The following is a 25,993-nucleotide window of genomic DNA, read 5'->3' on the forward strand; positions in this document are numbered from 1 at the left end:
CGCCGCGACCTCGAGTTTCCGAGACAAATCCCCGGATTGGCGCAAGAGAGGCACACGATCGCCGGGGTCTGACAGGACGCCAAGACGAGGGCAGACAGATGTCGACGGTTAGCCCGACGGCCCGACCAGCTGGCATGCCCCTCGGATGGCGACCAGCGCCCACCGACCGGTGTGGAACACCACCGCCGCCATCGTCGCCGCGGTGACCTCGCCGCCGTCACCTACCGCAGGCAACCCCTGAAGGACATCAACCCGATGGAGACGCTGTGCATATCCACGCCGCCCGCTCGACGGAGAAGGACGAAATCGTCGCGCTGATCGCCGACGCCCTGCACCCCAGCCCGCTGGCCGCATGGCTTGTGCCCGACCCGGAGCAGCGCCAGAAGGTGCTCACCGACGTCGTCGCGATCTGGGTGGAACACGCCATGTTCTGCGGAGACATCCACCTGACCGACGACCTCACCGCCGCCACCGTCGGCTTCCACCGCTACCGGCCCATCCCACCACCGGCCAACTACCGGGTCCGGCTCACCGACGCCGCCGGCTCACACGCCGACCGCTTCACCACCCTTGAGGCACTCCTGGCGGACAGGCAACCCACCGAGCCGCACTACCACCTCGCGTTCCTCGCCGTCCGTCCGCACGCGCAGCGGGCCGGGCGGGCAACAGCGCTACTGGCCCACCACCGCAGCCGCCTCGACCGCATCGATCTGCCGTCCTGGAGCACCACCCCCGCCGGCGGGAAACCTTTGCTCGCCCGCTACGGCTACACGCCCCGACCACTCATCACCCTGCCCGACGGCCCGACCCTGCACCCGATGCGCCGCAACTCTCACCGCCGCAGCAGCGCCATGCCGATCAACTCCGCCCGCCTCGTCGACCACCGCTGGCAGGACTCACACACTTGACATCCTCTCCGCCCTGAAGGACGGAGATTCCCTCCACGCTGCGCGTGGAACACGCGGCGTCCGGGTGGGTTCCCGCTTCCCTGCGCGCCGCCGGCACGAGTGCCGGTCTTACGTGCGCTCCACGGGCGTTGAGGTCCGCCTGTCCAGCGGCCCTGACGTTCCTGGCGGCGTTCACGTCCCGGTCGTGGGCTACTCCGCACGGGCAGTCCCACGATCGGATGTTGAGCGCCATCTTCTCGTTGATCCGGCCACACGCCGAGCACATGCGGGTGGACGGGAAGAACCGGTCCACCCGGCCGAAGGTGCGTCCGTACCGGGCGGCCTTGTACTCCAGCATGCCCGTGAATAACGCCCAACCGGCATCGTGCACCGACTTGGCGAGCCGGGTCCGGCCGAGACCGACGACGCACAGATCCTCGACGTACACCGCTTGGTTCTCGCGGATGATCTGCGTCGAGAGCTTGTGCTGCCAGTCCCGCCGGGTGTCGGCCACCCGGGCGTGCGCCCGCGCGAGGTTGACGACGGCCGTCTTACGCCTGCTCGAGTCCTTCTGCTTGCGCGAGAGGTCCTGCTGCAACCGCTTGAGCTTGCGGGCGGCGCGGCGCAGGAACTTCGGCGCGGCCACCTTCGTGCCGTCCGACAGCACCGCGAAATGCGTCAGGCCCAGGTCGATGCCAACCTCGGAATCGACCGGCGGCAACGTCTCGTCCGCGCCGAGGGTGACGACGAACGAGGCGAAGTACCGCCCGGCCGCGTCCCGGATGATCGCCACGGACGAAGGGTCCGACGGCAGTGTCCGGGACCAGCGGACCGCGAGGTCGCCGATCTTCGGCAGCCGCAGCCGGCCTTCTCGCAGACCTTGAACCGGCTGTTCTTGGTGAACCGGATGCTCTGCCGGTTGTCCTTGCGGGACCGGAACCTGGGCGGGGCGACCTTGCGGCCCTTGCGCTTGCCCGTGACCGAGGCGAAGAAGTTGCGGTACGCGGTGTTCAGGTCCGCCAGGGCCTGTTGCAGCACGACCGCCGACACCTCGCCCAGCCAGGCGCGGGCCGCGGTCTTCTTCGCCTCCGTGATGACCCGTTTGGACAACTCGCCGTCGCAGACGTACGGCAGTCCGGCCTCGCGGGCTTCCTGCCGTGCGCGCAGCCCGTCGTTGAACACCACCCGCGCACACCCGAACGCCCGAGCCAGCTCAATCTGCTGGCCCGGCGTCGGATAGACGCGGAACTGGTAACGGAGCTGCACGAGAAGCATTGTGCCGTACTGGTTTATGGCAAAACGTGAAGGCATCCGCACTGGTAGACACTGTGTTCTTGCGATGCGCGTTCACTTGATCTTCGTGACGAAGGGGTCCGGCACAAGGTGTTCGGCGACCGGCACCTGTCCCGGATGGAACAGATCACGCGAGACGTGTGCCGCGACTTCGAGGCCGAGCTGATCGAGTTCAACGGCGAGAACAACCACGTGCACCTGCAGGTCAACTACCCGCCCAAAGTGGCCGTGGCCCGGCTGGTCAACAGCCTCAAGGGCGTGTCGTCGCGCCGCCTGCGGCAGGAGTTCCCCGACCTCATACGCCACTACTACCGCGCCAACAAATCTGGTCGGGCTCGTACTTCGCGGGCTCCGTCGCAGGGGCACCGTTTCAAGGTCGAGTGGGGTCGGATAGCGGTACGGGCGCTCGTGGACCGTAGGCGGTCCCGGCGTCGATTCCCTGGTGGGCGGCGCGTTGGGCGTGGTGTGTCGCGTGGCCGCAACCCGCGAGGGGCGTTGCACGTGGGCGTGGGATCGGTGCGGGTGGCGCGGAGCTGGCGGCGGCGATGTCGGCGACGAAGGAGTTGATCTGGCCTTCGCTGATACCGGGCATGCAGATGACGTGGCTCACGTCGCCGTCGGTGGCGATCAGCCACTTCTCCCGTACCTTGGCAGGTGGGGTCTGGAGCACGACGGTGAAGGCGTGGGGGTGCCGCCACGCCGGCCAGCGGACGGCGGTGAGCTGTTGGACGGCGTAGGCGGCGAGGTGCCGGGCCTCGCTGACGCGCCACCGGTGTCTCTCTCGACCGTAGGTGGCGATGGCGTGCCACAGCAGCGTGGCGGCGAGGCCGCATCGGGATCCGGTGATGGTGGTGTCGAGCGTGGCGGTGTAGGCGATGTGGCTGCCGCGCCTGCGGGCGCTGTCGCGGATGAGAACGATCCCGCATGGTGTCGGTGTGCCGAAGAACTTGTGGCCGGAGATGGCGATGCTGCTGATGCCGCTGGCGTTGTCGAGGCGGAGCCGGCCGTCGAGGGCGAGCGGGATGCCGGACAGCGCCGCGTCGACGTGCAGGTGCCAGTCGGCGGCGTGTTCGGCCACGGCGTCGCGGATGCGGCCGGTGTCGTCGACGGCCTCGGTCATGGTCGTGCCGGCCGTGGCCACCACGATCGCCGGCCGGCTACGGCGGATGCTCATCTGGGCGGCGAGGTCTTCGTAGTTCATCTCGCCGTCGTCGTTCGCGTTGATCACGACCGCTGGTGCGCCGATGATGCCGAGGACCTTGGGGATGGAGTAGTGTGCGGCGGCCGAGTAGTAGACGATCGCGCGGGGATGGCGACGGTAGGCGGTGTGGAGGGCGGCGAGGTTTCCCTCGGTGCCACCGGTGGTCACATATCCCCACCGATCATCGGCCGGCATGGCCAGTGTCTCGGCGACCCAGGCGATGACCGCCCGCTCCAGGATTTTGGTGTGGGCCGCCCCGCCCGGGTCGGTGGTCGGGTCGCCGATGTTGTTCCACAGCCGCCTGCCCATGCGGGCCATGACGTCGCTGTAGTCGATGTCTACGGCGCCGGGAAACCCGATGCTCAGCGGCGCTGCATCCTCGGCCTGGTTCACCTGGTGCTCGAGCACGGCGGTGACATCGATCGGCGCGTCGCTGAGGTCCGCGGCCTCGGCGAGCGCGACGGTAGGGCTGTCGGTCACGCCTGCTGCTCCCCGATCAGGTGGGCTGCGAGGGTGTGGTGCAACAGCCCGAGCTGACGCCACATTTTCCGGATCGCGTCGTCGCCCTGCTCGGTGAGGTTCGCGTGCGGGTTGTAGTAGGAGATCCGGTCGGGGTCGAGGGTCTTGTTGCATCGGATCCCGTCGACGCCCAGGGGCGCGTGGGGGTCGCGTTCCATATGCAGGGCCGTGCCGTCGGTCAGCAGGGCGTAGCACTGGCCCTTGAGGTCGAACATCGACCGGCGGCGGTGGTCGATCGGCTGGTCGCGCAGGGCCCGTGCGACCTGGTACCAGCTGCCTTGGTCGGTGTCGAGCGTGGTGACGCCGACCCCGACGTAGGTCGCCCCGTCGGGCAGGGTCATGTCGCCGCCGTTGACCATGGACCCGTCGGGCCCGAGAGGATTCCAGCGGCGCCTGGCGGCCGTCGCGTGGGCGATGTTGTCCGCCGCGACCTCGGCCAGGTCAGCGAGGAGTCGGGGCAGATCATTCGACTCCGGCGACGCCAGCCACAGCCGGTACGCCGTGAACAGCTGATAGCCGCGAGGCTCGGCCGGCGCCGCCGCGGCGTAGAACAGCATCACCCCGTGCGGGCCGATCGCGTTACGCTGCCCGAACCGCTCGTCGGCCGCATGCATGTGACCCATGTTGAGTCGCTTGCTCCGGAAGACGATCTGCATTCGCAGGTCAGCCCAGAAACGGGCATCCGGTGACACCCGGTCGTCGATGTGCTGCGGCGGATGCGACCACGCGGGCGGCGAGGCGATCGACGGTGCGATCGGGGCAGGCATCGGATCAGGCGGTCGCAGGTAGTCGCCTGGCGCTCGGGCCGAACCGTAGTCAGGCGGTGGCACGTGCGCTGCGGGCCCCGGGTAGCCGGTGGTGTAGTCAGGCGGTGGCACGTGCGCTGCGGGCCCCGGGTAGCCGGTGGTGTAGTCAGACGGTGACACGTGCGCTGCGGGCCCCGGGTAGCCGGCGGGTCGTTCCGCCGATGGCTGTTCCGGTCGCCAGTCGGAGTCCAGTGGATCGCCGTGGTGCCGGCTGCCTGGCGGCATCGCCGCGTGGGTTGTCATCGTCGGCCCCTCAGATCGAGACGTTGATGTCGTCAGGGATGGCGTGCGTCTTCGGCGTGCCACGGCCGATACCGTGGTAGACCTCCGGGCGGAACTGCCGCAGGTGCCTGGCCCACACGGCGCCGACGATGGCGGCGGCGACAACGATCGCGGGCAGCAGATACGGGTACAGCGACCCGGGGGTGGCACCGAGCAGGGGGCCAACGTTGAAGACCATCGCGCCCAGCACCACCACGCCGCCGGTCAGGCCCAGCAACGGTGCGACCTTCCACGACCACACCCCGGCCCCGATGCCGCGCACACCGGCCGGAGCCTTCATCGCGGCGAACGACGCGGCGAGCAGCAGGCACAGCAACCCCAACGCGCCCAGCGTCGACAACCAGGTGAACAATGCGGCGACGGGATCGACGCCGGCGAGAGCGAACGCGCCCACCACCGCCACCGCGATGCCGGTCTGCAACAGAGATCCGCCACGCGGAGCGTTGACCCGCGCAGATCTGCTGCTACGTGCGAGACCGGATGGCAGGACTCCCTCGCGCGACATGGCGAACACGTACCGGGCCACGACGTTGTGGAACGCCAGCATCGACGTGACGATCGCGAAGATCAGCATCATCTCGCCCAGCAGGGCCCAGACACCGCCGACGCGTTCCAGGACCGAGAACGGCAACCCCGCCGCAGGGTCCGCGGCGACCGTGGCGACCTTGTCCGGCCCGACCGCCTCCCCCATCGCCCACGCGGCGATCGAGTAGACCACTCCGAGGGCGACCACGACGGCGATCGTGGCCCGGGTGATCGCCCGCCGGTCAACGACCTCCTCAGCGAAGGAGGCCGGCGCGTCGATCCCCATCAACGCGGCCATACACAGGGCAAACGCTCCACCGATGCCGCTGACCGCCATACCCCCTGGGACGAAACCCTCCCAGGACAGGTCGCCGGCTGCGGGCTGCGCCAACGCTCGGGCCACGAACACCGCCACGACGAGCAGCGAGGCGGCCAGCACGACGGCGAGCACCCGGGTCGACAACACGATCGCCCGCACACCCAGGACCCCGACGATGGTCAGGGCGATGCCCGCCCACACCCACCAGGTGCCGCCGAGCTGCGCGGCCATCGTGGCACCGACCAGCCCGTACAGGCTGATCTGGATGGCGTTGTAGGCCACCAGGGCAATCACACCGGCGGCGACCCCCCATGTACGGCCCAGGCCGTGTGCGAGGATCGCGTAATAGGCCGCCGAGTGCCCGACCTGACGCGCCATCGTCGTGTAGCCGACCGCCAACAGCGCCACGACGCCACCGACCAGCAGGAACACCAGCGGCAGACTCGTAACCTGTGTGGTCGCGTAGGTGGCGGGGATACCGCCGGCGAGCACCACCATCGGCGCCGACGCCGCCGCCCCGAACACCCACAACCCGGTGGGCGTCATTGTCCGTCGGGCCAGGGCCACCTGCACGTGCGCTGACCTCACCACCGCTCACCCCGCTTCGGTGAGTCCAGGCACGACACATTTCGGCAGCCGTCCGCCGGGTGCCGTCGCACATCGCCTGCGTTGGCGGGCACGGCGTACACCCCGGCCGGCGGCACCGGGCCGGCGCGCCAAAAACGTTCGTCGCGGTCGAGCCTCCGTTTGCCGATGGCGGCATCGGGGGTGAACCCGAACAGGTCGTCGCGACCATCAGGCCATTCTCGCCGGATCGCGGCGGTCAACAGGGTTCGGCGGTTGGGGGCGGATGCAGTCCGGCCGTTGACCATCGATGCCTCCTATGCGGACGGAAGGTGGTGGGGACGACGCCCGAGCGATGAGCAGGGGGCGAGGTACGCGGTGGCGGGATGTCGCAGGGACAACACGGCGGCATCACTGACAGATGCAGCAGGAGCCGACTGTGGCAGTCCGACCACGGTGAGTGTGGTTCGGGGTGTGGGGCGGCGTCAAGGTGCTAATACGAATTAGCATCCCTGCCTCACGCGCACTCCACTGTCGGCCGCCGAATGACCATGCCGTGGTAGCAACCGAGGATCTGCCGCGCGAAGAGCTGCTCGAGTACCGGCCAGAGCGGCGTGAGCCGTCCGACTTCGACGAGCTCCGGGCAACCACGCTCGACGAGGCCGGGCAGCACGTTCTCGAAGTGACCTTCGGCCCGTTCCGGCTCGCCGACCCTGGCCGGACTCCGACGTCCACAACCGACGTGCCTGGCGTGCCGCTCGCCGTCGCAGTCGCGAGCCGACCCGCCTCCTCCTTGCGCTCCCCGGCAGCCACCGTCGTTTTCACTCCCCCTATTACGCCGACCTCGGGGCAGGAGTTCACCGCTCCACCCGGGAGATTGCAAAGCTGTGATGCTCCGCCCCGGTAGACATGCCAGCCGTATTCGACGGTTCGCCCGGCGTCGTCGTACCCCCGGCGCGCGCAGTTCGTAGAGTCCGGCTCGGAGAGCCGTTCGGCGGGTTTGTGTTCTTGGCCCTTGGCTCGGATGCGGCCATCGTAGGCCCTGCTGATGGGGGCCGTTGGTCATCACGCACCGTCGGGACTGGCCGACACCTACCCCCGGTGCCGGCCAGTCCCGACGTCACCCCCGCCGCCCACCACGAGCGATTCAAGGAGCAGTCGGTCCGTGGAGGCTCGCCTCGCCAGTACCAGTGGAAGCCGGTCGCCCTCAAAGCGACGATCCCCGGCCACCATTGGCCACCCGGCGAACGTGGTGGACACGCACTGACTAGAGCTCCGTCGACGCCCTTCTGCGGCGCACGAAGACGATCAGGGCCGCACCGACGGCAACCATCAGGACTCCGACGGAACCGATCCGTGCGGTCATCGAACCCGTTGTCGGCAGCTTGTCGCAGGTGCCCGGGTCCTCGTACTCACCGATCAGCTTGTAGTCGTAGCCGGAAAACACCACATTGACAACGCGGCCTCGTCCGGCGGCGAAGACGACCGTTTCCGATCCCCCGTCGGAGGGCGTGACCTTCTTTTCCTGCGTTCCGTAGGTGGCGACCGCCTCCATCGGCGGCATCCCCTTACCCGGATGTTTGACGGTCACCTTGAGTTCCGAGCAGGTCGACTCGGTGGACATCGTGGGCAGTCCGCAGGTCGACGGCCGCGACCAAAGATAACGAGCCACTTCCTTGCCCCGCTCCGTCACGACGATCAGGCCCGCGCCCGCCCGCATCGGCAACTCCACCGACTTTCCCGCGGGCACCCCGACGGCACGGTCCACACCGGTCGCGGTGACCCGGAACCTCACCGGATAGTTGCCTCCGCTGAGATGGACGACGACCGACCCGTCACAGGCCGGCGCGAAAGTGGCCTTCGGCTGCGCGCAGGACGCGGCACCGCCGTTGTAGGCGCCGAGCGGGCCGGCGGAGCGCTTGCCGGGCTTGCCCTTGCTGCCCAGCTTCTTGTCGCCGTAGCGCTTGCCCTTTTCCACCATCGGCGTGATCAGCTCGCCCTTGCCACCCCAGACGAGGTCCACCTGGGTGTAGCACTTCGGCACGTCGGCCTTCAGCTCAACCTTGCGATGCTTAGCGTCGATCGCAGCGACATCGTGGTCGTACGCGTACTGGGGCCAACCCACCTTGGCGCTCGGTGCGAAGTAGGAGACAAGGAGGAACTCCTGCTTCTGGTCCTTGCACAGGGGCAGGTCACCGGCGAGCTCGACTGTCGCCCGACCCTTCGCACCGTCGAACGTATGCTTGTACGTGGCCTGTGCCATGTCGACGCATTGCGGTGTCTCCTTGCACGTCCCCTTGAGGCCGGCGGCGTGGCCGACGTCGGTGCTGGAGATGCCGATCCGGTCGCCGTTGCGCTCGAACCAGGTCGCCGACACCGTCAGGGTGGCACTCGTCGTCGTGCCCGGGACCCGCTGCACACCGGTCACCACGCCCTTCGGACCGTCGCCGTCGGTGTCGGCGCTGATCGCGCTGCCCACCTTGATCCCATCGATCGGCTCCTGCGGCCGCGCGACGAGCTTGGTGATCTGAGCGTATCTGTTCTCCCAACTACCGTTGTTTACCTGCCAGGTGATCTCATAGGCGCCGTCCGGCTGACACACCGCGGCCCCGCTGACCCGGGTGTGATGCGCTGCGGCGGGGCTCGCCGCAACCAGCGCCGCGAGCATGCCGAGCAGCATGACGCCCGCCAGGGAGAGCAGCCTTCGGAAGGGCTTGTTCACGTCAGTCACTCCACGGATGGAAGGGATGGTTTCGAGGTCCGCGCCTCTGTGGCGGCGCCACATATTTCGCGTCCCTGTTTGCACGTACGTAGAGGCGCGCGTGGGTCAATCCGTGGCGAAGTTGATCTGAAAATTTCTGTCGATGATCGGCCGCGCGGTCCGCGGCCGCGGAGCACCGCCAGCCGCGCGTAGCCCCAGTCACCGCAGTCGGCAACCGACCGCAGCGCCCACCGCAAGCGCTCTGCGGCTTCTTCCGGATGCTCACCGAACTCGCACGCGACCTCGGCTACGCAGCCGGAGACCCGCGGCGCACGAGTTCGCCAGCGATTGCCCGGCGCACCTGCTGGCGATCGGGATGCTGCGAAGGCCTCAGCGCCGACGCGAACAGAGCTTCGGCGAGCACCACCGTCCGGTACCTCAGCACTGCGTTACCTACTCAATGCCGGCCACGCCCCGCGATCCCCGGTACGCCCCACCGAACCGTCCCGCCCCGGCAGATCACGGCCGAAGATGGCGAACGCACGCGGATCGCCGGGATAGCTCAGCCCGCGGCGCAGGTCACGGAATCCCATGCGCCGATACAGCCGCCACGCCCGTGACCGCGCCTCGACCGTTTCCGGCGTCGACAGCACCGCCGTCCGCGTCCCGGCCGATGACAGCATGCCGCGCAGCATTGCCTCACCCAGCCCTCTGCCCTGGCAGGCCGGGCGGAGCTGTAGCTCCGATACGGTGCAGGCTTCGTCGAGCCACCGCCTGCGATCGGCGACGACCGGCATCGCACCGGCCACCCAGTCCCGCCACCACTGGCCGGGCCGACACAGATAGCCGTAGCCGAACCCGACGATGTCGGCCAGCGGCCCCAGAATGACCACCGCCCGGAACCCGGGCATCGCCAGGTGCTCGAGCAGATGCCGACGGCTGCCTTCCCGCATCGCCGGGCCATAGCCCATCGCCTCGGCAAGGACATCGATCGCCTCGTCCGCCCGGGTGGCGAGCTGCTCGGGCGTCCACATGACCAGGCAGGCCCTCATCGCATCTGGCACCGTTACCTCCGACAGGTCGGGCAGTGGCGGCTGACCGTCGACTGGGTGAAGGCCACCGGGCGGCTGCCGCACGCCTCGCAGATCAACGACAGGATCTGCCGGCCACGCTTACCGTCGGTGAACCAGGACGCGCCCCGGACCACGCCGACGTCACCAGAGCGGATGGCATCCTCGAGGCATTGATCGCGCACGGGGCAGGCCATGCAGCAGTGCACGGCGTTCTGCCACATCAGGCGTGACTCGAACCACCACGACGGGTCCAGCCCCCTGCATTCGGCCTGCTCCCACCACCACTGGTGGGGCTTCGTGATTTGAACTGTCCTCATACTCCCAATAACGGGCAGGCCCGGCCCGTGGGTCAGTTCATTTCGGTCCGGGCAGCGCCGGCGTCCAGACCTCGGCCGAAGGGGCCCCCGGACCAGTGCGTATTGGCGATCGCCGCCTTGCGCTCAGTCCGGCCCGGAGGCTCGTGCCAGCATCTCGGCCAAAAACCGCAGTCGAACCTGATCCTGGAACGCCTCGCCTCCTCGTGCCCGCTGAAGGGATACACCTCGATTCGACGGGGCCCGCGGTAGTGGTGGTAGGCGCCGAAGACTGTGGAGGGCGGGCAGCTGAGATTGCAGGCCCACGCCGACGCCGCTGGGTTGATCACGTGGGATGTCAGCGTCGACTCCACCATCGCTCGGGCCCATCAGCACGCCGCCGGCGCAACCGGCTCAAACGCCACCGTGGCCTGGCCGCTCGATGCGACAAGCTGGCCGTCCGCTACGAAGCCACCATCCGCGTCGCCGCCATCAACGAGTGGCTACACGCACTTCGAGACGACCTAGATCTGAGCGAGCCGGTTTTGCGCCTCCCGTGCGATTTCCACCCGGTTGCGGACGTTGAGCTTTCTCAAGATGTGGGCGACGTGCGTCTCAACGGTGCGCCGCGACAGCACCAGTTGCTGAGCGATCTCCGGGTTGGACAACCCCTGCGCCAGCCGGCGGACCACCTCGCGCTCGGCCGGCGTCAGCGCCTCCCAACCCGTGGTGACCTTGCGGTGAGTCGACCGAGGTCCCCGGCGTACGCCAAACTGCCGCAGCCTGGACTCCAGCCGACGTAGGTCCAGCCAAGCGCCCAACTCCTGATAGATCGCCACCGCCCGAGCGAACGCGTCCCTGGCGTGCGACAGGTCGCCTCGGTGCCCCAACCGGACGGCGGCCTCCTGCAGCGCGAACGCCACCCGTGGCAGAGCATGGATGCTGTCGAAATACTCCGCCGCCGCCAGCAGTGGCTGCGGATCATCCGACACAAGTGCCTGGCAGACGCTTGCTGCCGCCACAACCTGTGGCGCATCACTGTTCTTGGCATCCTGGTCGGCGGCCCGGGCAGCCGCTGCGGCGAGATCGGTGCGGCCGGCGGCCAAGGCCAACCGCACGAACTCCATCAGTGTCTCCCAACGACTGTATTGGGTGCGCTGGGAGTACTGCTCCTCCAGCCACGGGACCATCAGCGCCACCGCCGCGGGGAGGTCACCGTCGGCTTCAAGCAACAGTGCCTGCGCCTCAATCAACGACTGGGCGTTCAGGCGCAGCACTCCGCTCGCGTACTGGACGTGCGCCACCGCGGCCAGATCGGCCTCGGCCTCCTCTCGCTGCCCCCGCCGCGCATGGATCAATGCCGCCGCCCCGCGCACCCGCAACAGATGCTGAATATGCCCGACGTCGCCCATCGCGTCCACATACAACAGCGACTGGTCCCAATCACCCGCGGCCAGGAACACCTCGGCCGCGACAAGCTGCGTTTGAAGGACCCGTGTGGTCGCACCAGCGCTCTCGGCGAGCGCCGACGTGGCCGACAGCGCCGTGGCGAACTCCCCATACCGGTAAAGGTTGGCGAGCAGCGCCACCCGGTTAACCATGAGGAGAAGCCGAACGTCCATTGACTCCATGTCGCCCCCGACAACCACGGAAAGACCGCGCTCGGCGAGCTCCAGCGCCTCGCTGTAGCCGGCCGCGTCAACCATCAGGGCTACCAACGCCCACCCGACCGAGACTGGGTCGTCGCAGGACTCCCCCTCGCTGATCGCCAACTGGGCATGGACCCTCCCGTCCTCCCGGTTGTCGCTGAAGAGAAGATCGGAGGCGAGCAGGGCACGCAGTCGACTGCGCCACGGCGGCACCAGGTCAGGTCGATCCAGCACCTCTGAGATGAGGGACCAGTCCCGCTCAGATTGACCAGACATACCGAATCCCCGGGCCAGATTCCAGGCCACTTCGCCGACAAGGGCCGGGTCCGACACGGTTCGAAGGGCCTCCGTGCCCAGAGCCACCAGGTCGTCTAGACGATGCTGCAACCGAAGCACGGTGGTAAGCCGGGCGAGGTAAAAATCACGCCGTGGGTCACCAGGGTGAACAGCCGTCAGCGCTCGCTGGAGGAGATCCGCGGCGATGAGGGGCGCCGCGTGCAACGCGGCCGCGGGCAGGTCGACCAGCCAATCCAGCATCCATCCTTCGGGCCTTTCCGACGTGGCCAGGAGGTGTCTCGCGACCCGATCCCATGGGGCGCCCGCTTCCGCGAGGACCTTGGCCGCATAGCCGTGCATGCCGTCGCGAATCGCCGTTGGCGTTTCGTTTTTCAGCACCTCTGCGATGAGCGGATGACGAAACGACAGCCCGGCATCGGAGTCGGCGAGCATGCCAGCCTCAACGGCTTCGCTCACCGCGTCGACCAGGGTGGGGACGGGGCGGTTCGACACCAATGCGAGGTCGCTCATCGAGAAATGGGTCCCGAGTAGGGCACCGCTGCGCAGGATTGCTCGCGTCGGCCGGGGAAGGAAGTCCAGTCTCCGGCTGATGGCGGCCGCCACCGACGCCGGCGGCTCGCCCTTCGGCGAGTCGAGCTCGGCGACATCGCGGGACACATGCACCTGCCCATCCCGAACGAGGGCATTGAGCATCTCCCGCACATACAAGGGGTTCCCGCCGGCCTTGGCAAGTGCCTCGGTCAATCCCGAACCCGGCGGCGCGGACAGCAGCGAGGTGACCATCGTGGTCACGTCAGGTGGCGCCAGCGGGCCAAGTCGGATCAACGGCGCGGCCAGCCGATCGGTCACGATCTCACGTAGGCGGTCTACCTCCTCGCGCCGCGGAACGGGGCGGCACGCGCTGATGAGCACGAGGGGCGCTTGGCTCGCGATGCTCGTCAATTTGTGCCACACCCCGAGGCTGGCGGCATCGGCCCATTGGAGATCATCGATAGCAAGCGCCACCGGCGCGTGGGTCGCCTCACGGTCGATCAACGCGAGTACCCGCTCGCTCGCCGCCAGCACCGCGTTTGTTCCCGAGCCGCGCCCTGCCAACAGCTCCGCGATCTCCGACCGATACTCGTCCATCGTGTGCCCACCGAGGTCAAGACACTCTGCTATTACCTGCAGCGCAAACAACTGGGTCAGGCTGTCGGCCGTCCCATGGAAGACGCGCATGCCGAGGAAACGCGCATGCGCGAGCCCGGCGTTGAGCACCGCGGACTTGCCGATCCCGGGCTCGCCCTCGATCCACACCCCTCCGCCGCGGCCCTCGGCAGCGGCCAGGACAACACCGCGCAGAACATCGAGCTCCGCCTCGCGCCCGATGACCTCATCGCCACTCATCACGGCATCGTACGCAGAACGGCTATGGACAGCCGTCCGCCGCAGGTGCAGGTGTAGGCGGCATCCGGCCGGGGACACGAACCGGGCAGTGTTCAAACCGAACCTCTCTTCCACTGGCCCTGGTCAACCCCGCTACTGCCCGGGCTGTCTCTTGGTGCTCGCCGCGCTCGCCGGTGTCGCGACTGTGGTCAGCCCTGCCAGGACCAGGGCGCCGATCAAGACCGGCCGCCGCGCCTTGCGCAGAGAAGGAAGGAGAACGCGATGGCCGCTTCCGAGAGGTGAGCCCTGTTGACCTGCTACGCGAGCAGGTCGAGGGTGCATCGCCTGATTTGTTGCAGGCGATGATCAAAAAGCTCGCGCAGGCGTTGATGTCCGTTGAAGCAGACCCGTCTGCGGCGAGGCGCGCACCATCACCACCCCATCCCCAGCAAGCGACCACATGAGGAACTGAGCAAGCTGCGCCGAGGGCCAGGCACGCCAGCGCACCAGAGGCGCCGCGTCGGCGCCGTGGGCGAGGGTGAGGTTCTTCAGGCTGCGGGCAGGGTGGGGGTACTTCGGTGTGGGGTACTTGCTGACGCCGGCGCAGGGAACCTGCACGGGTTGGGCGTCACCGGGTTGAGCGGTGGTGGACGACGTGGTCGCCACGATGTAGGGAATGCCGCGTTCGGTCAGGCCCTGACGAAACTCGGCGACCTGGCCGTAACCGACGTCGGCGGTCAGCAGCGGCGGGCGCAGGCCCCACTCGGCCAGCTCGTCGAGCATTTCCAGGGCCATCAGCCACTTCGGCTGGTACCGCTCGGTATCGGGGACCTTCAACGCCGAGCGCCGCCGGCGGATCAGGTCGATTTGTACCTCGCGCGGCAACTGCACACGGGTGTGTGGTTGCTTCGACCCGGCCCGTTTCCCGCGCCTGTTGGTCAGCCCTCGCCCCGCAGCGTGACCCACGATCGGCCGTACGAGATAGGACCCCGCTCGCATGCAGGAGTGCGATGCCGGAAGCGGCGTCGGTCAATGTACCGGCTGCGTGGCGGGTAGTCGCGCAGGATCTTCCGGTTCCTCATCCTGGCCAGGGTGTGTTCGACCTGCGCTCGGACCGTGCGGTGCTGGGCATATGCGAGCAGGGATGGCGTGGCTGGCGGTCGACTCCGGTAGTGCCAGCACCACTGGGGTGGTGGCGCGGCCGGACGGCACGCTGCTGTTCCACGGCGAGTTTGGAGTTGCCCACCAAGGCGGCAGCGGTCCGGTGCGTGATGCCCGGGCAACGGTGTGGAGGCCCGGGCCGGGCATTCAGAATGAGGGCACTGAGTGCCCGTTCACTGGCATACGATAGCTTTCCTTCGGTTCCCCGATAGCTGCATCGGGGAGATTCAAAGTTCCTTGTCACGTTTCCAGGGTGGTTCGAGCGAGAGGTGACAAGGCGTTGCTTTTTGGAGGTATGCCTTGAGTTCCTACACCATCACCATCGCTGCGGACGATCGGAGTCGAGCGACCACGATACTGACGGTCGAGTTGGAAGGTACGACCGCGCGGATCGTTGAACTGCTGGTACGCGCCGGTGAGGGGGACGGGTTGACTGCGGGCCAGATTCCCGCGGTTGATGTGGATCTACTGCTGAAGGCGGTCACACCGGCCGTCGGCGGGCAGCAGGCCCTAACCGTGTCCCCTGCTGCCACGGCCGACGCCCCTGCCGATCCAGAGCGCCTGGCCGTTGGCGACGAGGAACCCGTCGCCGACACGAACCCAACCCAGGCTGTCGGCGCCACCACGTCCATCGCTGAGGAGCCGACAACGGCCATCCCCGCGAACGACCGGGCCGAGGTCGCTGTTCCGAAGCAGCCGGCACGGGCGAAGGCATCGGCCGCTGCCGAGACCCGGGCAGGTGGACGGAAAGCCGCGAGGGGCCTCAAGGCCGCGGTCTCGGGGCGGAATGCCAACAAACAAAAACCGAAGGGTGAGGCGTCCAAGGAGAAGGGTCGCGTGTACCGGCGGTCACCGGACGATCTCGAGTCGGTATATCAGCAGGCCGGTAGCGTGGCGGCTGTCGCCGATCACTACGACGTGCCCCGGCACACCGCTCAAGGGTGGATCCGCACGCTGCGGCGTCGGCAGGGCAGCCCGGTCGAGTGACTCATCGTGCGTCCAGCCATCGGCGGCGTCGATCGCCCCTGTGCGTTTCTGCGCAAGTAGGAACGCCGCGCTGTTTCCGCTGGGATGTAAGAGGACGAGTCTGAGCCCCGGATCTTCCTTCCAGTGCGTCATCAGGGCGACGGTGCGGAGATCCTGCAGGTCAGCTGACCTGCCGTCGGCCAGGTAGCCGCGGCTCCATCGTCGGCTGACCAGCAGGACAAGCAGGTAGTAGAGCAGCGCGGCCAGCGTGAGAACCGTGGGGCATGGGCAACGGCTCGTCCGCGGCAAAACCCGACCCGGTATCCCTGCTACAGCGCCCGACATCTCCGGACCTCGGCGGCTGCCGGTCGACTGCCAGCGCCAGCTAACCGTCGTCGGCCAACAGCCCGCGAGAGTTGATCGGCAGACGTACGTGGTTCATGCCTTTGCGGGCGATACGGTGCCCTCGATGGAAAGCGTGGTGGCGGCAACGGCGAGACCGACATCGCCAGAGCCACCTGACGCGCCAACCGCCGCTCCAACGACCTCATCACCACCGTGACCAGCAGCTACCCACATACGCAGTGACCCTCCAGGACGGCCGGAACGGCCATCGTGGGTACGCCTGATGGCCATACGGGCACCTCGCCGGCGGCCCACTTCACTCTGTGGGGCCCGGGGGTGAGATTCCCCCGGGCCACCCGACCCCGTGCGTCGATTCGGCTGCCCGACGATCCGGTCGTGGTGGACTGGACCGGCCCACAACCCAGCGTGGATGACACCATCACCTGGTCCCGCAGCGGCGACCAGATCTCGTCACCATGCGCGTACTCCGCCTGCACCGCAACCGCCCACCTCCCCCACCACCCCCGTACGACCCGGCACGCACCCCGCCGCCGTTCACGTCCCAACGTGAAGGGATGGCTGCGAGCGGGTCCTATCTCGTACGGCCGATCGTGGGTCACGATGCGCGACGAGGGCTCACCAGCAGGCGCGGGATCGTCCACGAGATGCCCGCGGTCTCGCGGAGCACCTGCCCGTCGTGGTCGAGTTGAACGTCGTCCGGCAACTGGGCAAGCATTGCCACCAACACATCCTCTACGAACTGCTCGGCGCCCACCTCGCCTTGACAGCGATGCGGCCCTAGGCCAAACGCGAGGTGCGTAGGCCGCGAGGGCCGCGGGTCAAAACGACTCGCCGAGACGCCGAAGCGGATCGGATCCATGTTTGCCGCCGCGTAGGACACAAGCACCGGCTCTCCGGCGGGCAGCTTTTGGCCGTCTATGGTTACCGGTCTCGACGGCGTCATCAGGTTCGTGGGGAACGAGAGGCCACGCCGGCTACCCTCGGCGACGATTCGCCGCATGAGTTCGGGATGCGCGACGGCCTGGCGGGCGTACCCGTACAGGTCGTGCTCGAGGAGCATGCCGATCAGGCTCGCGGCCGAGGCGGCCTGCGTTTCGTAGCTCACGACCAGCATCCCCAGCTGGCTCATGAGCTGGCTGTCGGTCATGGCACCGGAGTCCCGCACGTCGACCAGGTGACGGGCCAGCCCATCGGGCAGGTCGTGGTGTTCCTCGGTCACGAGCTGCAGGATCGCTTCGAACTCGGGCTGACGTGCCATGCCGAAGTACCCGTCGCTGGCGGCGCCCGCCTCGTGCCACAGCTGCCGAAGCCGCACCGCGTGGACCAGGAGAGGCGGTGCCTGCAGGGTGCACTCGATGATGACCCGCATGGACACGTCATCGATGACCCGGGAGAGGTTCCACGGCGGCGGCTCGTTCATCAACCTGGCGAGCAACTTTTTGGTGAGCGTTCGGGTGAACCTACGCGCTTCGTCAGTGGAGCCGCGGTTGATCTGTCGCAGCGTTCGGCGCAGCCGCTTGTGTATCTCACCGTCCAACATCCAGGACGCGCCCATGATGCAATGACGATCATCGAGCGGGAAGAGCGCTGGTGGTATCTCACGGCGCCAGATGCCCTCGGGATCGAGCATCACCGCGAGCACGTCGTCGTACCGGCTGATGATCGCCGGGGTGGTTCTGCTGTCGAAAGGCCTGGGCTGGAAATAGGGATCGGCCTCGGTAGGCCACTCCGACGGTCGCAGCCATCTGGCTCCGGATGTGTACTCCGGCTCGACGAGACTGGCGCTCTCCGGAAGACCGATGTTTTCGGGAACATCCGATGCTGCCATGTTCCGCGGACTCCTTTGACTGGCGGGTTCGGCGGGCGGCGTACCCGACGTCCTCGAATACGCCGCCGCCATTGCTCACGGGGTGGTGTGCTGAGTGACCGGGGTGCTCGGGGCGACCGGCGCGGGGGATGTGGTTCCGGCGCCAAGATGCAAGGTCTCCAGGAGGAGATACAGCGCCCCGGCGAGGAGGAATGAGCCCACAAAGCTCACATCGACGCCGCTGGCTATGTTTGCCAACGGGCCGATGTAGAGCGTAGTCCGCACGGTGAGCAGTCCGAATCCGCACCCCACCGCCCAGGCGATAACGGCAGGCAGGTTCCAGCCGTTCGTGTACCAATAGGCGCCACCGCGTTGCCGCCGGTTGAACACCTGAAGATCGTCGGGGAGGTATTGTCCACCGCAACGCAGATAACCAAGGCCGATGACCGCGGCCCATGGTGCGCTCGCCGCAAGCAGGATGAGTGAGATCGCGGACAGCGAATCGCCAGCGTTCCACACGAGCGAGCCGGCGAGGACCAGACCCACACTGACGACGCTCACGATCGTGGTCGCGTTCGCCCGTGTCAGCCGGCTGACGATGGCGCTGAGGTCGAGCCCCGAACTGTAGAGGTTCGACGCCGTCCAACCCAGGCCACCGAAGAGAGCCATCGGGATGAGCAGGATGGCATACCAACCGGGCGCCGCGGTCACCAAGCTCTGCGGAAACGGTGCCGACGGGTCGACGAACGCCGTGCTCACGAGCGCGCCAATCCCCATGGGCACGATGTAGCTCAAGACCACGGCCAGCAGGCCGGTGGGCAGCAGCCTGGAAGTCGGATAGCGCCGGGACGATATGTAGCGGGTCCAGTCGCCGGCGATCGTACTCATCGTCATGACGCCACCGACGCCGACGGCGAACACCGACAGCAGCCAGGTGCTGGTGAAACTGCCGAGCACGTACTGGCCGCCCCGATACCCCACGTTGACCTGGCGGGCGAAGGCCGCCACCAGTAGCAGTGTGGTGACCACGCCGAAGATCATCAGAATCAGCGTGGTCCGAACGAGCAGGTGGTACCCATATACCGCGATCAGCACAGACAGGAGGCCGAGAACCGTGTAGGTCAACGCAAGGGCGCCGTTCCCCGTTGGCGTATGGAAGAGCCTGGCCGCGCCCGCGACCAGTACACCGCCGCTGGACCAGATAGCGATGGCTGTGCCCAGCAACATCAGACCCAGCCCGATGACGGACCCGATCAATCGGCCTCGTACACCGAAATGTGCCCCACTCGAGGTGGAATTGTTGGTGGCGGTACGTGAGCCGATGACGATGAGCGGTCCGAGTGGAACGAGCCCGATGAGGGTGCCCACTGCCATTGAGGTGAGCGACGCCCAGAAGCTGAGCCCGAACGAGATCGGGAGCCAGCCGAACGCCACGCTCCCGAGGGTGAAGCTGGCGCCGCTACAAACGATGAAGAACGTCCAAGGCGTGCTCTTCCGCTCCTCTTCCGGGATACGGTCCACGCCATGCTGTTCGAAGGTAAGCGGTTGACGTAGCTCGGTTTCGTCTCGAAGGTTGTCGACGAGTGTCTCTTGTTGTTCCATGCCGGGCGCCTTTCCTGTGGGTCCGCACTAAGCGAGACGTGCAGTTCCTTTGGGCGAGCGGAGATGTCGACGTTCGTTAAAGCGCCCCATCCCCTGCCGCGGGGCCATGTATTAAAATGGCGAGTCCCGAACTCCTGCTCGGCGTCCGCGAGGGTGGCCGGACGCACGAGGGATTCAGTGGATGGAATCGCAGGTTCGGTCAGCAACGACCATTTCAGTCCTTGTGTTCGTCCAGTCCGGTCGGCTCGTGGCCGAAACTTTGTCTGTGAGAGCTCGCCTGGCTCGTGGCGCGCCGGCTCTGTCGACCGCAACAACCGGTCGTCTCTGGGGTCACCCACCAAGCGGATCACCGCCCTGGCCAGCGATCCCCGATCCACCGGGGATGATTGGGATGGATCGCGTAGGAACCTGTCGAGCTGATGTCCATCAGGCCTGGTGTGCTGATAGCGCCTCAACTCAGCCATGATCAGGGCCATGATTGTGACAGCGGCGCCCGGATTCCGCCAGCCCCTATCGGTAGGGTTGACCTCGACCCGTCATTGGGTTTTATCACCGGTCGTCCGTTCCGGCTTGACCGTTCAGTCCCTTGTGGTTGAGGGCGGGGTGCCGCGGGTCGCTGCGGGTAGGTCGGGCCGCCTGTCGCCGGGTAGGGGTCTTTCCGCTGGTAGGGACGCTGACGGTGGGCCAGGTGGATCGAGGGCCGTCAGGCTGAGGCCTCGCCAGCACAAGCTGACAGTGGAGCATCGCGTAAACCAACGGTGATTATTCGTATTAGCCTCTTGACGCCGCCCACATCACGGACGAAACTCGGCGCTCAGCGGTCCCCGCCGCATCCGCCACTGTCTTGTACCGCGCCGGCTAACCCACCGCCCTGCGTCCTCCCACCCACCAGCCGGCGTCCGATAGCTTCAGTTCAGTCATAACCCATCGTCAATGTTAGGTCCGCAAGCGGCGTCAGATCTTCACGCGCGCACAGGTTTCGCCCGACCGCCCCGGTAGGAACGTTCGACAGCGGAAGAGGTCGGACTCGGGACGTCGGTCGACGCCTCAGCCGGAGGCTGTGGATCCAAGTCCCGCTTCAGAAGTGGCTCTGGTGGATGGCGTCGTTCGTGCATGTCGTTGATCGATAGTGAAGAGGTCTCCGGCAGGTAGTTCATCGACCACGAAGAACTGAAGACCGGAATCCTCTGACAGCTCCAACAAGAGCTCCTTCAGACGGGATTCTATTGATGCGGTTGACCCGTAGGCACACAATTGCGCTGGCAAGCTCGGTGGCTGCTCTCGCTGGCTCGGGGTTGGTGTCCCAGCCCGCAGCCGCTGCGTCTGCATCTGACAACTGGAGCTGGCTGCTGCAGCAGTTCGCTCAGTACGGAAACGCTAGGAAGGCACTACCGGCAGCTGACGAACTAGTATTCTTGCCCGCCTATGAGCAGCTGGCGCTGCTTAAGCTGAAGCGCGTCTCTGCGGTGGATCTGACCGAGGCGCACTTGCGCCGCCTGCGGCTGGTAAACCCGCGACTGAACGCCTTTGTGCACGTTACGGAGCAGTTGGCGCGTGAAGCCGCGGTGCAGTCCGACGAACGGTACCGGCTGGGCAGGCCGCGTACGCTGGAGGGGCTGACCTTCGGCGTCAAAGCGCTGTTCGACTTCCTTGCGGGCGTCCCCAACGACTTTGGCTCCAAGCCGATGGCTGACGTGGGGTTCGTGCCGCCCTTCACCTCGGTGTACATCCAGCGCGCACTCGATGCGGGCGTGGTGGTGCCGGGCAAGACAAATACTCCCGAGTTCGGCCATAAGGGCACTACCGACAACAAGATCCACGGCCCGACAAGCACCCCGTTCGACCCTCGGTTCAACGCCGGTGGTTCCAGCGGCGGTTCGGCTGCGGCCGTGGCGTCGTTCATGACGGCCCTTACTCAGGGCTCCGACGCGGGCGGCAGTGTTCGTATCCCGGCGGCCATGTGCAACATCGCGGCACTCAAGCCAAGTATTGGTCGCTGGCCGCAGGATGCTCCGCCGATTGCTACGGCGCCGTTCTTCACCCCAGGGCCCATGGCACGGACGGTGGCAGACGTGGCCATGCTGATGCAGGCCATCAGCGGCCCGCACGAGGGTGATCCGTTGAGTATGGACGGTTCGCTGGACTACATCGGTGCGTTTCGTGGCGGCGCGGAAGGCAAGCGTCCGCTCGCGGGTAAGCGCATCGCCTACTCTCCGGACATGAATCTGTTCCCGGTGGAGGCGCCAGTTGAGCGCGTCGTCCGCCAAGCCCTCCAGGCTTTCGAGAAGGCTGGGGCAGTGGTTGACCAGGTGAATCTGGGGCTCAATGAGATCCAGGTCACCGATCTGGGCGGCAGAAATCGGCGGCCACTGACCAGCCAGTACTTCGCCGACACCTGGGGGCTCATGCAGGCTGGCTTGTACGGCCACGCCCGGGACCTGTTCCTGGAGTTCGGCGTTCCGGTGGATCTGCGCGAGCACATGGAGCAATTGACGCCACAGTTTGCTGCCATGCTCAATCGGTCGGAGAGCCTTTTGGCCGAAGAATATCGTCACCTGGACTTCCTGCGCGCCGACGTGCTGCACAAACTGAACATCGTCCTGGGAACCTACAGCTACATAGTCACGCCGACGGTTGCCGTCGTGGGCGTCCAGAACGGGAACAATGGCAATACCCTCGGCCCGTCGGCCATCAACGGTGTCGCCGTCGATCCACTGATTGGTTGGTGCCTGACCTATCCGGTCAACTTCAGCGGCCATCCCGCGATGAGTCTGCCGGCTGGCTTCGCGCCGAACCCCCTGGAGGGCCCGGAACTACCGGTTGGTCTCCAGGTCATCGGCCGCATGAAGCGGGATGACGAGGTCATTACCGCTGCCGCTGCCTACGAACAGTACAACCCCTGGTACCAACGCTACCCGCGGTAGCCAGCGATAGCGTTTTGTCGTTACGTTCGTGCCGGCGTCGTAGCCGCGGTTGCGACGCCGGCACGATCATCTGGCCGTCGGAGCGTCACCCGGTGGGCCGGCGCGAAGTGAGCAGAGCATGCAGCGCCGCGCCGAACGCCGCGGGGTGTGTCCGGTACCCCTCGTGGCCACCTGGCAGGTCGGCCAGGTGTTCGCCGAGCACGGCCGCGAGCCTGGCCGCGCAACGGCTGGGGAATGTGTCGGTCGTCCGGCCGGTGGCGGGCACGATCGTCGTGGCGCCCGCGCGCAACGCCGCCCAGCCAGCGGCGTTGACCCGGTATTCCCATGTCGCGCGCGCCTCGCCGGTGAGGAAGGCGTTGATGTTCGCGACGGTCCGGCTGCTGGGCGGCTCCCACATCACCTCGTCCTCGTGGTCGCGTGGATCGTGGGAGGGGTCTCCGAAGCCGGCTCGCATGACTTTGAGCGCCGCCTGCCAGCCCGACTCCGCGTGGACGCGGCGAGCGTAGCGGTGCAACCTGTCGTACCTGGCGCGCTCGGACGCGGTGGCGAGCGACCGCAGCGGGGGTTCGTGGGCGATGAGGACACTCACCCGCCGCGGCCGGCGCCACGCGAGTTCCAGGCCGATGACGGCGCCGGTGCTGCACCCGAACACGCTGACGGGGGCCTCGCCGAAGATGTGGTCGGCCAGCACGGCCGCGTCCTCGGCATGCCGCTCGAGTGACACCGGGCGCCCCGGGTCGTCCACCGCGGTGCGGGTCTGGCCCCGCCGGTCATAGGTCAGAACGGCGTAGGTCTCGGCGAGCCGGGTGGCGAGCAGATCGGCGCAGTGCGCGTCACCGCCACCGCTGGCCAGCAGCATGAGGGGCGGGCCGGCACCGCGCACGACGTAGTAGAAGTCCGCGCCGTCGCCCCGAAACGTCCCGATCCGGTCAGCGGCCACCGTCATCCCCGCCGTGGCTCTGGAACTGCCCCGCCCGCGCGAGATCACCATTGGTGAGGCCGTGCCGTCGGAAGTACATCCGTGGGTTGAAGTACACCGCTATCCGCGCGGGCCCGTGTGGGGAGCGCTGTGCGCTGAGGAACGAGTGCGCGTACATCTCCTTGTCCGCCTCGCCGCCCATGAAGAACCGCGCGCAGCGCTCGTAGGCGTCGCGGCTGCGCGCCGACACGTCGTAGGCGTCGAGGACCTCGCGGATCATCCACTGCGCCTCCGCGTCGGAACGGCAGCGCGGGGTCAGCCCGAACTGGTGCATCACCGACTCGATCGGACGCGGGCCGCCGGGTACGAGCGACACGTAGGTGCCGTACGACCAGAAGCGGCGGTGGTTGGAGCGCCATTCGAGCCGGGTCCGCGACGGTATCCCCGGGGCCCACGCGGATCGCGCCCAGGCGCGGCCTGCGATCGCGGCCATCGTGGGGCCGTCTCCGAGGTCGGCGCGTGACCCCAACCGGTCCCATCGGGCGAGGCGTTCCGCGGTGAGGACCCCGCGGTGCTGCACGTACAGCTTCGTCCTGGCCGACGGTCCTGTCGCGAGGTCGAGGCACAGGTAGGACACCATGTCGTCGTCGTGCATCGCGCCGGCGATCACCTGCCACTGGCCGGGGAAGCCGAGCGCGGACAGTGCCGCGTCGACGCGCGCGGCCGTGTCGGCGGGGTTGGGGCCGCCGAGCCACAGGTGGATCTTGCCGCTCGGCGGTCGGCCGGGAACCCAGCCCATGGTGTGGAACGCCGCCATGGGTGGACGGTCGGCCGGTCGGGGGGCCACGAGGTGCTCGATCCGCCGCAGCCTGCTCAGGTCGAGGCCGTGGGTGGCACTCAGGCGCGCGTTCAACCGGCGCGCGCTTTCCCAGTACGACACCGGGTTCGCGGGTTCGGCGTGCGCTTCGACCGAAGCTCGCAGACCGAGCGGCTCGTCGCCGAGCACGACGGAGAGTTCGAGCGGTGTGCTGTCCGCGGTGAGCGTCGACCACGCGGGAGGGGCGCCGAGCGGGCGATGTCGCCACGTTTCACCCATGAGCCGGACGTCCGCCGCCGCCTGGTCGGCGAGTTGGTCGAGGCCGGCCGCGTGGCACAGCCCTCGCACGGCGGCCTCCGCGTGCTCGCCGCAGGTCGCGGTCATGGCGTGAACCTTATCGGCAGGCTGGCGATCCCGTTCACCACGGCCGACACGAGGTGGCGCGGAGGGCCGGCGAGAGCGAAGCGGACGCCGCTGTCGGCGAGTTCGTCGACGAGGGCGGCGAGCAGCGTGCGTGCCGCCGCCGCGCCGACACAGAAGTGGGGACCGAGCCCGAACGCGAGGTGCGGGTTGGGCGCGCGGTGGGGATCGAACCGGTAGGGCGACGAGAACACGGACTCGTCCCGGTTCGCCGACGCGATCCAGGCCACCACCCAGTCGCCCGCGCGCAGCCGTACGCCGCCGAGTTCGACGTCCGCGGTGGCCCGACGCACCAACTGCTGTGCGGGGGTGGTCCAGCGTGCCGCTTCGTCGACCAGCCCGGGAATCACCGACCGGTCGTCGACGACCGCCCGCCACAGCTCGGGGGTGCGCGCGAGGTGCAGCAGCAGGTGTAGCGCGACGTTCACCGTGGCGGTGTTGCCGCCGACCAGCGCGCTGTGGACGTTCAGCATGATCCGGCGGCGGGTCAGCGCGGTGCCGTCGACGGAGGTCGCCGACAACGCGCCGATGAGCGTTTCCGGTCGGGACAGCGAGGTGGCCAACGAGGCCCTGATCGACCCGAAGAGCCGTGAACTCGCGCGTAGGACGGTCTCGTCCTCGTCCCCTTCCTGATAGGACGGGTCGCTCGGCGCGATGGTGGCGAGGGCGGCCGCGACCGCGTTGTCCCAATGTTCCTCGGGTATCCCGAGCAGGGGACCGGCGGCGATCATCGGGAGCTGCCGCAGCGTGGTGGCCAGGTCGTGGACGCCTCCGGCGAGGATCGGGCGTAGCAACCGGCGCACGCGCACGCGGATCTCGGCCTCGTGCGCCCGGACGGCCGCAGGCCCCACCGCGCGGGTGGACGGCCGGCGCAGCGCCGTGTGCTGGGGTGGGTCCGTGAGCGCCAGAGCCTGGCCGCCGGCCGGGTCGGGTGCGCCGACACAGGTGAGCAGGGCGCCCGATGTGGAGCTGAACACGGACGTATCGCGCAGAATCGTGTGGCATTCCGCGTAGCGGAAAAACGACCAGAATTCCGTCCCGTTGGGGGCGGCGTCCTTACGCACCGGCTCGGTCCGCCGCAGCGCGCGCCACGCCGCGTGCGCTCCACCCTTTGTGGAGGTAGTGGCGTCAAACGGATCAAAGATGGACATTATTTGTGGCGTTTGTAACCGACCGAATTCAGCGTCCACGTCGCACCACCGCCCTGTGTCGATGATAACTATGATTAGCAGCTTGC

18 protein-coding genes and 6 pseudogenes are annotated in these 25,993 nt (G+C 67.7%); 6 read left to right on the forward strand and 18 right to left on the reverse strand.

Going from position 1 to position 25,993, the window contains the following annotated elements; translation table 11 throughout:
• Nucleotides 1-266 precede the first annotated feature (266 nt).
• Entirely contained in the window at nucleotides 267-908 is a 642-nt protein-coding gene (locus B0E53_RS01570; protein WP_107074290.1) for an N-acetyltransferase, read from the forward strand.
• Here the strand turns inward: B0E53_RS01570 and B0E53_RS01575 are convergent.
• The gene (locus B0E53_RS01575) at nucleotides 859-2,082 is read right to left on the reverse strand and encodes a transposase (RefSeq protein ID WP_246835164.1); all 1,224 of its coding nucleotides are present in this window, start codon (nucleotides 2,080-2,082) and stop codon (nucleotides 859-861) included. The genes B0E53_RS01570 and B0E53_RS01575 overlap by 50 nt on opposite strands.
• Nucleotides 2,034-2,198: pseudogene (locus tag B0E53_RS39995) on the reverse strand (helix-turn-helix domain-containing protein); the annotation flags it as partial. The pseudogene B0E53_RS39995 and the gene B0E53_RS01575, both read right to left, overlap by 49 nt.
• On the opposite strand from B0E53_RS39995, the pseudogene tnpA reads away from it, so the two are divergent.
• Nucleotides 2,179-2,599: pseudogene (gene tnpA / locus B0E53_RS01585) on the forward strand (IS200/IS605 family transposase). The pseudogenes B0E53_RS39995 and tnpA sit on opposite strands and share 20 nt — an antisense overlap.
• On the opposite strand, the gene B0E53_RS01590 reads toward tnpA, so the two are convergent.
• The 8 genes from B0E53_RS01590 to B0E53_RS01630 all read right to left on the reverse strand — a co-directional run bounded on the left by B0E53_RS01590 (nucleotide 2,551) and on the right by B0E53_RS01630 (nucleotide 10,813).
• Entirely contained in the window at nucleotides 2,551-3,861 is a 1,311-nt protein-coding gene (locus tag B0E53_RS01590) for a histidine decarboxylase (RefSeq protein WP_107074291.1), read from the reverse strand. The pseudogene tnpA and the gene B0E53_RS01590 overlap by 49 nt on opposite strands.
• Complete coding sequence (locus B0E53_RS01595; RefSeq protein ID WP_246835165.1) at nucleotides 3,858-4,514, reverse strand: hypothetical protein; 657 nt, start codon at nucleotides 4,512-4,514, stop codon at nucleotides 3,858-3,860. The genes B0E53_RS01590 and B0E53_RS01595 overlap by 4 nt, the downstream gene beginning before the upstream one ends.
• 445 nt (nucleotides 4,515-4,959) lie before the next feature.
• Nucleotides 4,960-6,405, reverse strand: coding sequence for an APC family permease (locus B0E53_RS01600; protein WP_107074292.1), 1,446 nt, complete (start codon nucleotides 6,403-6,405; stop codon nucleotides 4,960-4,962).
• Nucleotides 6,406-6,416: 11 nt separating this feature from the next.
• Nucleotides 6,417-6,704 carry a hypothetical protein gene (locus B0E53_RS36820; protein ID WP_146167547.1) on the reverse strand — a complete coding sequence of 96 codons (288 nt, stop codon included), beginning with the start codon at nucleotides 6,702-6,704 and terminating at the stop codon, nucleotides 6,417-6,419.
• A 209-nt stretch (nucleotides 6,705-6,913) separates the two neighbouring features.
• Nucleotides 6,914-7,069 (reverse strand): hypothetical protein, encoded by a 156-nt coding sequence (locus tag B0E53_RS37270; RefSeq protein WP_168215176.1) that lies wholly within the window; start codon nucleotides 7,067-7,069, stop codon nucleotides 6,914-6,916.
• A gap of 594 nt (nucleotides 7,070-7,663) precedes the next feature.
• Complete coding sequence (locus B0E53_RS01610) at nucleotides 7,664-9,118, reverse strand: cell wall anchor protein (protein WP_107074294.1); 1,455 nt, start codon at nucleotides 9,116-9,118, stop codon at nucleotides 7,664-7,666.
• Between the two features lie 428 nt (nucleotides 9,119-9,546).
• A complete protein-coding gene (locus B0E53_RS01620; protein WP_348639639.1) occupies nucleotides 9,547-10,161 on the reverse strand; it encodes a GNAT family N-acetyltransferase in 615 nt (204 codons plus the stop codon).
• 358 nt (nucleotides 10,162-10,519) lie between these two features.
• Nucleotides 10,520-10,813: an acetylxylan esterase gene (locus B0E53_RS01630; protein WP_246835166.1), complete on the reverse strand. Its 294-nt coding sequence runs from the start codon at nucleotides 10,811-10,813 to the stop codon at nucleotides 10,520-10,522.
• Here B0E53_RS01630 and B0E53_RS38965 point away from each other — a divergent pair.
• Together B0E53_RS38965 and B0E53_RS38970 are read left to right on the forward strand one after the other, a co-directional pair.
• Nucleotides 10,776-10,871, forward strand: a pseudogene (locus tag B0E53_RS38965) (IS5/IS1182 family transposase); the annotation flags it as partial. The gene B0E53_RS01630 and the pseudogene B0E53_RS38965 sit on opposite strands and share 38 nt — an antisense overlap.
• Nucleotides 10,871-10,978: pseudogene (locus B0E53_RS38970) on the forward strand (IS5/IS1182 family transposase); the annotation flags it as partial. The pseudogenes B0E53_RS38965 and B0E53_RS38970, both read left to right, overlap by 1 nt.
• Nucleotides 10,979-10,987: 9 nt before the next feature.
• Here B0E53_RS38970 and B0E53_RS01640 read toward each other — a convergent pair.
• From B0E53_RS01640 to B0E53_RS01650, 3 genes and pseudogenes are all read right to left on the reverse strand, one after another.
• Nucleotides 10,988-13,795 (reverse strand): LuxR C-terminal-related transcriptional regulator, encoded by a 2,808-nt coding sequence (locus tag B0E53_RS01640; protein WP_107074297.1) that lies wholly within the window; start codon nucleotides 13,793-13,795, stop codon nucleotides 10,988-10,990.
• Between the two features lie 471 nt (nucleotides 13,796-14,266).
• Nucleotides 14,267-14,692, reverse strand: a pseudogene (locus B0E53_RS01645) (transposase); the annotation flags it as partial.
• A 79-nt stretch (nucleotides 14,693-14,771) separates the two neighbouring features.
• Nucleotides 14,772-14,898 (reverse strand): annotated as a pseudogene (locus B0E53_RS01650) (IS5/IS1182 family transposase); the annotation flags it as partial.
• Between the two features lie 337 nt (nucleotides 14,899-15,235).
• On the opposite strand from B0E53_RS01650, the gene B0E53_RS01655 reads away from it, so the two are divergent.
• Nucleotides 15,236-15,922: a hypothetical protein gene (locus B0E53_RS01655; RefSeq protein ID WP_107074298.1), complete on the forward strand. Its 687-nt coding sequence runs from the start codon at nucleotides 15,236-15,238 to the stop codon at nucleotides 15,920-15,922.
• Nucleotides 15,923-16,862: 940 nt separating this feature from the next.
• Here the strand turns inward: B0E53_RS01655 and B0E53_RS01660 are convergent.
• Nucleotides 16,863-18,095, reverse strand: coding sequence for a cytochrome P450 (locus B0E53_RS01660; RefSeq protein ID WP_107074299.1), 1,233 nt, complete (start codon nucleotides 18,093-18,095; stop codon nucleotides 16,863-16,865).
• A gap of 75 nt (nucleotides 18,096-18,170) precedes the next feature.
• A complete protein-coding gene (locus tag B0E53_RS01665) occupies nucleotides 18,171-19,676 on the reverse strand; it encodes a cytosine permease (protein ID WP_107074300.1) in 1,506 nt (501 codons plus the stop codon).
• A gap of 1,415 nt (nucleotides 19,677-21,091) precedes the next feature.
• Between B0E53_RS01665 and B0E53_RS01670 the strand changes: the two genes are divergently transcribed.
• Complete coding sequence (locus tag B0E53_RS01670) at nucleotides 21,092-22,600, forward strand: amidase (RefSeq protein WP_168215177.1); 1,509 nt, start codon at nucleotides 21,092-21,094, stop codon at nucleotides 22,598-22,600.
• Nucleotides 22,601-22,685: 85 nt separating this feature from the next.
• On the opposite strand, the gene B0E53_RS01675 is transcribed toward B0E53_RS01670, so the two are convergent.
• From B0E53_RS01675 to B0E53_RS01685, 3 genes are all read right to left on the reverse strand, one after another.
• Nucleotides 22,686-23,540, reverse strand: a complete 855-nt coding sequence (locus B0E53_RS01675; protein WP_168215178.1) for an alpha/beta hydrolase — start codon at nucleotides 23,538-23,540, stop codon at nucleotides 22,686-22,688.
• Nucleotides 23,530-24,525 (reverse strand): hypothetical protein, encoded by a 996-nt coding sequence (locus B0E53_RS01680; protein WP_146167548.1) that lies wholly within the window; start codon nucleotides 24,523-24,525, stop codon nucleotides 23,530-23,532. Before B0E53_RS01680 ends, B0E53_RS01675 begins: the two co-directional genes overlap by 11 nt.
• Nucleotides 24,526-24,716: 191 nt before the next feature.
• Complete coding sequence (locus B0E53_RS01685) at nucleotides 24,717-25,946, reverse strand: cytochrome P450 (protein ID WP_168215179.1); 1,230 nt, start codon at nucleotides 25,944-25,946, stop codon at nucleotides 24,717-24,719.
• Between the last annotated feature and the right edge of the window lie 47 nt (nucleotides 25,947-25,993).

It is taken from the genome of Micromonospora sp. MH33 (assembly GCF_003013775.1).
In the GTDB taxonomy this organism is placed as follows: Bacteria; Actinomycetota; Actinomycetes; order Mycobacteriales; family Micromonosporaceae; genus Micromonospora; species Micromonospora fulviviridis.